A 10,179-nucleotide genomic window follows, 5' to 3' on the forward strand; every position below is an offset into this window, starting at 1 on the left:
ACTTCCCTAATCGCATCAATACGCGCCATGCCTTGACCGACAAGTACCTCAACCTGCCGTAACTTGGTGACAATCTCTTCTGGTTTGTGTCGCTTGTTCGCCATCTCTGATCCTCCGTTACGCAATTACCTCAATGTGTCCCAAGGGCGCTGACGTTAGACAGGGGCGTTGATGGCCCAGGAGCCGATCATGCCGCCCGTGTCGGCGATCAGCTTGGCGTGATCTTGTGAAATCCAGCGGGGCGGGAAATCCGTCTCGCCGGGTTTCAGGCCCCCGGGGTACTGCATCAGCGTGTGCGAGAGCACGATCGGGGCTCCCGTCGCCTCGGCCATGTCCGTGGCAGCCTTCAGCGAGGCGTGGGCCGCGTCCAGCACCATGCCGAGGTCGTGGGCCCGCTTTACCGCTTCCTTGCCCAGCGGCGACAAACCGCCGTGGACTTCTTCGTCGTTCTGGTTGTCGCCGAGCTTGGTGATGACGTAGTGGATGGGCTGGAACTTGCTGATGCCGTCGGCCCGCAGCGTTTCCAGCAGGCCGAGGTCGTCCTCGACCATGTGGCCGCCCTCGACCGAGAGGAATACGGCGAGCTTGCCGGCAGCGTGGACGGGCTCAATGTCGTCCGCGCTCTCGGCCCGCTGCAGGGGCATGGTTTGGAAGAAGCCCTGCAGGATTTCTCGCTGGCGCAGGTAATCGTCCCAGGCTTCACCGGGTTCGTAGTCGCGGATCTTGTTGCCCGGCTCTCCCAGTGCCAGCAGTGATACGTCGCTGGTCAGGTTGACCGAGGCGCTTTTGCAGCCCCCGGCAATCATGCGCTCGACGAGAAGCTTGATCGTCTCGTCGCCGATGTATTCCCCGAGCCTGCCGATTCCCTCCAGGCCCTTGCCTTCCCACAAACCCAGATGGCTGTGCAGGTCGAGCGAGGGGTTCTCGGCGAGGATCCGTTTTGCCTTCTCGAGGTTGTTCGATGGGGAATCCGTCATTTTCCGGCGACCTCCGATCAGCTGTCTTCCGCCGGTTACGCCGGCTCGATCTCGACCAGCAGCGCCCCGGCGATAACTTGGGTGCCGGGTGCCGTCTTGACGTCGATCACCTCTCCCGCCGCCGTGGCCGTTACTTCGTGCTCCATCTTCATGGCCTCGAGGATGACCAGGGGCGCGCCTTCCGCGACGCTGTCGCCGGGCGCCACCAGCACCCTGAGCACGTTGCCGTGCATCGGCGCCGTGACTTGGCCGCCGCCGGCGGCGCCGGCAGCCAGGGCGGCGAAAGCGATGAGGTTTCTCAGGCGGAAAGCGAAACCGTCGATGGCGATGTGGATCTCGCCGGCGGTGGCGGTGAAATGCACCTGCTTGCGGGCGCCGTCGAGCGTCAGCACGGCCACCCCCTGGTCGAGCGCCTCGACGCTGACGGCGATCTCGTGCCCGTCCGCCGCCACCCGGTAGTCGTGCTCGCCAAGGGCTGTGACCATCAGGTCGAGATCCTCCCCACCCACGGTGTACTTGTAATGCGTATGCAGCTTGCCGGTGCTGGACCAGTTGCGCAGCTCACCGGCCGCCATGGCCTGCTGGCCGACCGGGCTGCCAGCCGCCGATTGCCGGCGCTCGAGGCAGTACTGCAGCACGGTCGCCGCCGCCGCCTGGACGGTGCTGGGGGCCCGGGCCGCCAGGCTGTCGGCGGGGAATTCCTCGGGGATGAAGGCGGTGGTGGCCTCACCGGCGGCAAAGCGCGGGTTGGCGATGATGGCGCCGAGGAAATCCTTGTTGCTCTCGGGCCCCAGCAGCACCGTGTTGCGTAGCGCCCGGGCCAGGCGGCGTCGTGCCACCTCGCGGTCCTCGCCCCAGGCGATGACCTTGGCCACCAGGGAATCGTAATAGGGCGGTATCTCCTGGCCCTCGTCGAGGCCGTGATCGATGCGCACGCCCTTGCCCGCCGCCGGCCGCCAGCATTGCGCCCGGCCCGAGGCGGGCAGGAAGCCGTTGGCGGGGTCCTCGGCGTAGAGGCGCGCCTCGATGGCGTGGCCCCTGATGTCGACGTGGTCCTGTTCGAAGCCCAGCGGCCGGCCCTGGGCCACGTGAATCTGCAAGGCGACCAGATTGAGCCCGGTCACCAGTTCGGTCACCGGATGCTCGACCTGCAGCCGCGTGTTCATTTCGAGGAAATAGAAATTGCCGCCGTCGCGGCCGTCGAGCAGGAACTCGACGGTGCCGGCGTTGGTGTAGTCGATGCTGCGGGCAGCGGCCACGGCGGCCTCGCCCATGGCCTGGCGCAATTCGGGCGTCATCACCGGTGAGGGAGCCTCTTCGATCACCTTCTGGTGGCGGCGCTGCACCGAGCAGTCGCGTTCGCCGAGGTGGACGGCGTTGCCGTGCTGGTCGGCAAAGACCTGGATCTCGACGTGGCGCGGGCGGATCAGCGCCTTTTCCAGGATCAGCTCCTCCGAGCCGAAGGCGTTGCCGGCCTCCGAACGTGCCGCGGCCAGAGCGGCCTCCAGGCCGGCGGCCTCGTCGACCAGGCGAATGCCGCGGCCGCCGCCGCCGGCGGCGGCCTTGATCATCAGGGGATAACCGATCTCGCCGGCCGCTTTGGTCAGAGCGGCGTCCGACTGGTCCTCGCCCTGGTAGCCGGGAATGCAGGGCACGCCTGATTCCAGCATCAGCCGCTTGGCTTCGGCCTTGTTGCCCATGGCGCGGATGGCCTGGGTTGGGGGGCCGATGAAGACCAGGCCCAAGTCGGCACAGCGCTGGGCGAAGTCGGCGTTTTCGGAAAAGAAGCCGTAGCCCGGGTGGATGGCCTGGGCGCCGGAACGCCGGGCCGCCTCGAGCACACGTTCGGCGTTCAAGTAGGAATCACCCACCATTGGCGATCCCACCAAGTGGGCCTCGTCGGCCAGGGCCACGTGCGGCGCGCCGGCGTCGGCTTGGGAATAGATGGCGATGGTGTGAAAGCCCAGCGACTGGGTCGTGCGCAGGATACGGACGGCGATTTCGCCGCGGTTGGCCACCAGGATGCTGTCGAAGTCGGTCATGGTCATGATCCCCGGCCAGCCTTACATCCGCGCCACGCCGAAGCTGTTGGGCTTCACCTCGCGGTGGCGTGCCTCCCAGCAGGTATCGAGCAGGAAGCCCAGAACACGGCGGGTGTCGCGGGGGTCGATGACGCCGTCGTCGAGCAGCAGCCCCGAGGTATATAAGGCGCTGGCCTGGGAATCGAAATGCGCGATGATTTCCTTTTCCTGCTCGGCCAGCGCCCCGGCGTCGGCCTTGGTGCCGCGCCGCTCGGCCGCCGCCGCCATCACGATCGACATGGTGCGGGCCGCCTGTTCGCCGCCCATCAAGCCGATGCGGGCGTTGGGCCAGGTGAACAAAAAATCGGGGTCGTAGCCCCGGCCGCACATGCCGTAGTTGCCGGCGGCGTAGCTGGCGCCGACCATGAAGGTAAAGCGCGGCACCCGGGCGTTCGAGACGGCCTGGATCATTTTCGAGCCGTGCTTGATCATGCCGTTGCGTTCGACCTCGGTGCCGACCATGAAGCCGGTGGTGTTGTTGAGGAAGCAGAGCGGCACATTGGCCTGGTCGCAGAGCTGGATGAACTGGCCGGTCTTGGCGGCACCGTCGGGATCGATGGGGCCGTTGTTGCCGATGAAGCCGCAGGGATGGCCGAAGACGTTGCCCTGGGCGTTGATGGTGGCGTGGCCGTAATCGGGCTTGAAGTCGAGGAATTCGGAGCCGTCGGTGATGCGCGCCACCACCTCGCGCACGTCGTAGGGCTTGCGCTGGTCGACGGGCACGACGCCGGCGATCTCGTCCGCGTCGCAGCTCGGCGGGTGGAAATCCACCGCCTCGCGGCGCGGGCAGTTGTCGTTCCAATCCAAGCGCGCCATCAGCTCGCGGGCCAGCAGGATGCCGTGGGCGTCGTCCTCGGCCATGTACTCGACCAGGCCCGAGACCGTGGCGTGCATCTCGGTGCCGCCGAGGTCCTCCTCGTTGGCCTCCTCGCCGGTGGCCGCCTTCAAGAGCGCCGGGCCGGCCAGGAAGGCCCGGCCCCGGCCCTTGACCCCGATGACGTAATCGCTCATGCCCGGCATGTAGGCGCCGCCGGCCGTCGAGGGGCCGTGCAGTACCACCAGCGTGGGCAGGCCGGCGGCACTAAGTTCCGCCAGATGGCAGAACATGGTGCCGCCCATCAGCCAGTCCTCGACGCGGAACTTCATGAGGTTGGCCCCGGCGCTTTCCACCAGGTGGATGAAGGGAAGCTTCTGGGCCAGCGCGATCTCCTGGCAGCGCAGCGTCTTCTTCAGGCTCGACGTGGTCATGGCGCCGGCATTGATGCCGCTGTCGTCGACCATGATCATCGAGCGCGCCCCCGAGACGAAGCCGATGCCGGCGATCATGGAGCCGCCGGGGATGGTCTTCTGTGGATCGTCGGTATCGCGCAAGTACCCCGTCATGTTGCCGATTTCCAGAAACGGCATGCCGGGGTCGAGAAGCCGGGTCAGGCGCTCGCGCGGCGTCAACTGGCCGCGTTCCTCGAAGCGCGGCCGGCGGCGCTCCGAGGCCCCGACGGCGCGGCCGTTGAGTGCTTCGAGTTCTTCGATCAGGGCCATCATCTCGGCCCGGTTGGCGGCGAATTCCTGGGATGCCGCCTGGGCTCTCGATTGGTACACGGTCATGGATACTTCCCCTTGGTCTTGAAAGCGCTACGTTCAGGCTGCGGCCCATGATCCCCTGCGGCGGCGAAGCGATGGGCATTGCGCCGCCCGGCGAGATCGAAGGCCTCGGTTAGCGAAAGCCGGGCTATGTCGTCGCGTTCACCCGCCCAATCGGCGAAAGCCTCGGCCGAGACGAAAAACCGCACGTGATGACAGAAGACGCCGCGCAGGTCACGGGCGCAGTCGGCGAGCCCGGGTGCGACGATCGACATCAGCGGATTCGCAGGCCGGCTGGTGCCCAAGAACGCCGGCCCGACTTCGACCTCTATGGCGCTATCGGTTGCCGGGCAGCGCGTCGTGATCCTGGCCCGGTGGCCGAGGATGCCGGGCAGGAAGAGCCCGTCGAAGACGCACCAGGTGTGCAAGCGCCGGCCGGCAATTTCGAAGGCATGGTCGCTGGACCGCAGGCTGAGCCCCCCGAAGGCGACGATGGATTCGGTTTCCCAAACCATGGCCGAGTCCGGGATCTCGGCGAGCAGGGCTTCGGTTTCGTCTGGCGTGAGTTCGCAGGCCTCGGCCAGCGCCGGCCGGTCCACCGGATCGCCCTCGGCCAGCAGGCGATAGAGCATGAACGACAGGCGCTGGAGTTCCGGCGACGTATCGCCCACCAGGCCGCCGATCATCAGTGCCTCGGCGCGTTCGCGGAGGCTCATGTCCCCTGGTCTCCCTGGTGGTGTTCGCAGACTTCGAAAAGGCAGGCCATCTCGTCTTCCTCTTCGAAAAAAGCCACCGGGCCGTGCAAGCCCTGGCGCGGAAACCCCTTTCTGACGCGGAAGCCGGCGGCGCTCAGCTCGTTCATGGCGGTGGGCACGTCGTCGACCTGGGCGGCAAGGTGGCTGAGGCCGGGTTTGATGCCCAAGAGCTCGCGGGCCGCACCGTCGCCGCCCCCGGTATGCTGCAAAAGCTCGACCGTGACGTTCTCGGCCTCGAAGGTGGCGATGCGGATGCCGGCCTCGGTCATCTCGCGGCGTTCATGGACCTCGCCGAAAATCTTGCGGTAGTGCGGAATGGCGGCCTCGATGTCGGCGACGACGATGCCGATGTGGTCGATACGGGTCATGTTGGTCGGGTCCTCAGCTTTTGCGTGGCCACCCGGTCGAGGGCCAGGGTTTGGGGATCGATGACGACAGCATAGAGGGTGCGGGCGCTCTCTGGGCTCACCAAAGCGTTGCGCACGTCGTCGAGGACGCTCTCTATGGGGCGCTCATGGGCCTGGCCGTAGCCGCCGCCGCCGCCGGCCTGTTGGCGGATGCGGCTGCCGGGTTCGATATCACGCACGATCTCCTTGGCTTGGGGCCGGCGCAGGCTGCCGTCGGGGGCCTCGATGGACAAGTTGTTGATGGCCCCGGCCGTGCCGCCGAAAAGGCCGAAGGCCCGGGCCTCCTCGTCGACGCCGTCGCCGAAGGCTATGGCCGTGACGTTGTCGCCCGCCACCACGAATTCGCTTTCCACGCCCAGGCCGCCGCGCCAGCGCCCGGCCCCGGCCGAATCGGGCCAGTATTCGTGGAATTCGATGTGCACCGGATTGTGGATCTCGAACATTTCGTAGTCCTGGGCCGCCAGGCCGCCGGCGCAGTTGATCAGGCCGATGTGGTCGTAGCCGTCGGCGCCTTGGGTGCCGCCGGAGCCGCCCTTCAAGGCGAGAAAAAGGATATCGACGAAGCGGCGCCCGGCGTGGCGCGGGTCCTCGCCGGTCAGCGCCAGGCTGATCATGCGGTTCCAGCCCGCCGTCACCATCTCCGGTATGGCCTGGGCGAAGGCGCGCAGGATGGCGTCGGAAGTGGGCCCGGTCAGCGAGTTGCCGAAGGTGGTGGCGGCGGGGAAGGCGGCATTGAGGAACGAGCCCTCGGGATTGACGATGTTGATGGGCCGATGCAGGCCGGCGTTGTGCGGGATGTCGGGGTTGATGAGCATGAGGAAGGTCAGCATCAGGGCCGAAGCCGTGGCGGCGTAGGGGGCATTGACGAAACCCGGCGTTTGCGGCGACGAGTCGGTGAAATCGAACGTCACCTCGCTGCCCGCCACCGTCACGCTGAGCTCGATCAACATGGTCGAGCCCGGGTTGATGCCGTCGTAATGGGCGACGCTTTGACCGCCATAGCTGCCGTCGGGGATCTTGGCGATCTCGGCCCGCACGATGCGCTCGGTGGAATCGAAAAGCTGCCTGAGCTGCGCCGCCATGACGTCCGGGCCGTAGCGTTCGTATAACGCCTTGACGCCACGTTCGCCGACCACGCAGCCGCCCAGTTGCGCCTTGATGTCCTCTTCCACGATCTTTAGCCGGACGTTGGCGAAGATCAGGTTCCAGACGTCGTCGCGGCGCCGGCCCTGCTCGAAGACCTTGACCGGCGGGATGCGAAAGGCCTCCTGCCAGACCTCACGGGCCTCGGGGTTGTAGCCCCCGGCCACGGCGCCGCCGATGTCGGCCTGGTGGCCCTTGCAGGCCGCCCAGGCCACCAGTTGGCCTTCATGAAAGATCGGCTTGAAGGCCGCCACGTCGGCGTTCTGGTTGCCGCCCGAGAAGACGTCGTTGTGCAGGATGACGTCGCCCTCGTGGATGTCGCCGGCGAAGTATTCGACAATGCGCCGGCAGACGGGTTGCAGCGCAAAGGCCAGCACCGGGATGTACTCGGTCTGCTCCAGCATGTCGCCGCCGGCGTCGTAGAGCCCGGTGACGAAGTCGCGGGCTTCGTTGAGGATGGGCGAGCGCGTGGTGCGGAGAAGCGTCAGTCCCATCTCCTCGGTGATCGATTTCAGCCGGCGTTGCAGCACCGAGGCCAGGATGGGATCGACGGCGTGGTCGGTTGGCCTACTCATAACACCGTCACCAGGAAGCTGCCGCCACCATCGCAGGCCAGGTCGTGGCCCGGCGGCAGGAAAAGCGTGGTGTTGACCTGCTCGACGATGGCCGGGCCGGGGATGCGCATGCCGTGCGCCAGGCGTTCGCCGTCGAAGACCGGAACCTCGGCGAAGCTGCGCGCCTCGGGAAGGAATACCCTGCGCCGGCCCTTGTGCGCGGGCGCCGGGTCGGGTCCCATTTCGGGCTGCGCCGCCAGCGGCGGCTTTTCCGTCACGCCGATGGCGCTCAAGCGCAGGTTGACGAGCTCGATGGCGGTTTCCTCGGCCGCCAGATGGTAGCCGTAGAGGCGGTCATGGGCGGCATGAAAGGCGGCGGCGATGGCGTCCCGGTCGAAGTCCTCGAGGACCGCGGCCGGCAGCTCGACGGTGACCTCGTGGTATTGCCCGAGGTAACGCAGATCCACGGCATGTTCGAGGCGGCGCTTCTCAGGCCGAATGCCGTCGCTGGTCAACACGGCCCCGGCCTCGGCTTGCAGCTCGGCCAGCAAGTGGCCGAGATCTTCGGGGTCGATGCCGCCGGGCGCCAAGATGCCGTGCAGCGAGCGCACGAAGTCGTGCTTGAGGTCGGAGCGCAGCATGCCGGCGGCGCAAAAAATGGACGAATCGCGCGGCACCAGGAAGCGCCGGATGTCGAGCTCAGCCGCGATCATGGCGGCGTGGATGGGGCCGGCGCCGCCGGCGCAGATCATCAGGAATTCCCGGGGGTCGAAGCCCTTCTGCACCGAGATCTCGCGCATCGCCGAGGCCATGTTGACGTTCATCACATCAACCATGCCGGCCGCCGCCGCCACCACGTCGAGGCCCAGCGGCGCCGCGATGTGCTCGGTGATGGCGGACTGTGCGGCCTCCGTCTCCAGGGTTATCTTGCCGCCGGCGAAATAGTCGGCGGCCAAGTATCCCAGCACCAGATTGGCGTCGGTGCAGGTGGGGCGCATCCCGCCCCGGCCGTAGCAGGCCGGGCCGGGATCGGCGCCGGCGCTTTCGGGTCCCATGCGCAGCAGCCCGCCCTCGTCGATCCAGCCGATCGAGCCGCCGCCGGCGCCGATGGTGTTGATCTCCATGGTGGGCAGAGCCAGCGCCAGGCGGCCGATGCTGCCGGCGCTGGTGAGAAGGGGCACGCCGTCCTTGACCAGCGCGGCATCGAAGCTGGTGCCGCCCATGTCGACGGTGATGACGTCGCGGGCGCCATGCCGCGCGGCATAGGCCAGCCCCGCCACCGGTGCCGCGGCCGGGCCCGAAAGCAGCGTCGAGGCCGCCAATTGGCTGACCGCGCCGGCCGAGCTGACGCCGCCGTTGGATTGCATGATCAACAAGACGCCTGCGAAGCCCGAGGTATCGAGCCTGGCCATCAGGCTGTCGAGGTAACGCTTCAGGACCGGCCCCACGGCGGCGTTCAGCACCGTCGTCGAGGTGCGCTCGTAAAACCGCACCTGGGGCAGGATTTGGCAAGATACGGAAAGATATGCCTCAGGCATCGCCGCCGCCACCAGCTCGGCCGCGCGCGCCTCGTGCGCCGGGTTGGCGTAGGAATGCAAAAAGCAGATGGCCACGGCCGCGATGTCCTGGCCGCGAAGCTCTTCTATGGCCGCCGTTACTTCATCTTCGTCCAGCGGCGCGACCACCTTGCCGTCGAGATCGACCCGTTCGGCCACCGGCAGGCGGCGGTGTCGCGGCACCAGGGGCTGGGGGGCGGTGTACTTGTTGTCGTAGAGCTTTTCGCGGATGCCGCGGCGCATCTGCAGGGCATCGCGAAAGCCGCGCGTGGTCAAAAGCCCGGTGCGGGCCACATCGCCGGTGAGCACGGCATTGGTGGTTACCGTGGTGCCGTGGACGATGATCTCGACGCCGGCCAGAAAGTCGTCAAGCGAGGAATTCTTCGCCGCCGCCATCTCGGCAAAGCCCGCGAACACCGCCCGCGAGGGATCCGTGGGCGTCGACAGCACCTTGAAGGCGGTTGCCCCGGCCGCGTCGTGCAGCAAGAAATCCGTGAAGGTGCCGCCCACGTCGACGCCGATGCGAAAACCCATTGCCCCAACCGTGGCCGCCAGATCCGGCCCTGACATAGCCGAAATCGGCGGCCGAATCCATGGCCGGGCCGCCGCCGCTTGCGAGCGCCGCCGCTTACGCTATGCTGGCCCAGCCATGGCAAGGCGCCCGTAGCTCAGGTGGATAGAGCGCAAGATTCCTAACTCGGGGTTCCATTCCCGGACCATTATTTCTTCAACCTTTTCAATAGGTTAGCAGACGATGAAACACCCAAAAACCTCTGGTGAATGATTGGTGAAGTTTGCTGTCCTGCTTTTCTTGTATGAATATAGGATAAGTGGTAGATTAGCTATACTAACAATAGGTTGTTTATCAGGGCACGTAACTCAGTTGGATAGAGTATCAGATTCCTAATCTGAAAGTCGGGGGTTCGAATCCCTCCGTGCCCACCACTCTCACACCCTGCCAAAACACCCTAAAATGAGTTCTAAACCCCCATTTCCCAGATGAACTCGTTAATCGATGCCCTGAGATGGAGATTATGCTATAAGAATCAATATGTTGAGGAGTTGATGGAGTGGTTGGCATGGCACACCCGATGGGTGAATCGAAACGGGACGGACTTCGGGTCG

Annotated in this window: 7 protein-coding genes and 1 tRNA gene; 1 reads left to right on the forward strand and 7 read right to left on the reverse strand. The window is 66.3% G+C overall.

Annotated elements, in window-relative coordinates; genetic code table 11:
- Positions 1–155: 155 nt before the first annotated feature.
- From QGG75_15810 to QGG75_15840, 7 genes are read right to left on the reverse strand one after another with little or no spacing between them, the layout of a single operon-like run.
- Entirely contained in the window at positions 156–977 is an 822-nt protein-coding gene (locus tag QGG75_15810) for a membrane dipeptidase (protein ID MDP6068701.1), read from the reverse strand.
- 35 nt (positions 978–1,012) lie between these two features.
- Positions 1,013–3,019 carry an acetyl-CoA carboxylase biotin carboxylase subunit gene (locus tag QGG75_15815; GenBank protein MDP6068702.1) on the reverse strand — a complete coding sequence of 669 codons (2,007 nt, stop codon included), beginning with the start codon at positions 3,017–3,019 and terminating at the stop codon, positions 1,013–1,015.
- Positions 3,020–3,040: 21 nt separating this feature from the next.
- A complete protein-coding gene (locus tag QGG75_15820; GenBank protein MDP6068703.1) occupies positions 3,041–4,663 on the reverse strand; it encodes a carboxyl transferase domain-containing protein in 1,623 nt (540 codons plus the stop codon).
- The gene (merB, locus tag QGG75_15825) at positions 4,660–5,355 is read right to left on the reverse strand and encodes an organomercurial lyase (protein ID MDP6068704.1); all 696 of its coding nucleotides are present in this window, start codon (positions 5,353–5,355) and stop codon (positions 4,660–4,662) included. The genes QGG75_15820 and merB overlap by 4 nt, the downstream gene beginning before the upstream one ends.
- Positions 5,352–5,762, reverse strand: a complete 411-nt coding sequence (locus tag QGG75_15830) for a VOC family protein (GenBank protein MDP6068705.1) — start codon at positions 5,760–5,762, stop codon at positions 5,352–5,354. The genes merB and QGG75_15830 overlap by 4 nt, the downstream gene beginning before the upstream one ends.
- Positions 5,759–7,519, reverse strand: coding sequence for a hydantoinase B/oxoprolinase family protein (locus tag QGG75_15835; GenBank protein ID MDP6068706.1), 1,761 nt, complete (start codon positions 7,517–7,519; stop codon positions 5,759–5,761). The genes QGG75_15830 and QGG75_15835 overlap by 4 nt, the downstream gene beginning before the upstream one ends.
- Complete coding sequence (locus tag QGG75_15840) at positions 7,516–9,588, reverse strand: hydantoinase/oxoprolinase family protein (GenBank protein MDP6068707.1); 2,073 nt, start codon at positions 9,586–9,588, stop codon at positions 7,516–7,518. Before QGG75_15840 ends, QGG75_15835 begins: the two co-directional genes overlap by 4 nt.
- 334 nt (positions 9,589–9,922) lie before the next feature.
- Here QGG75_15840 and QGG75_15845 point away from each other — a divergent pair.
- Positions 9,923–9,999, forward strand: a tRNA-Arg gene (locus tag QGG75_15845).
- Positions 10,000–10,179 lie beyond the last annotated feature (180 nt).

Source organism: Alphaproteobacteria bacterium (genome assembly GCA_030740435.1).
Taxonomy (GTDB): domain Bacteria; phylum Pseudomonadota; class Alphaproteobacteria; order UBA2966; family UBA2966.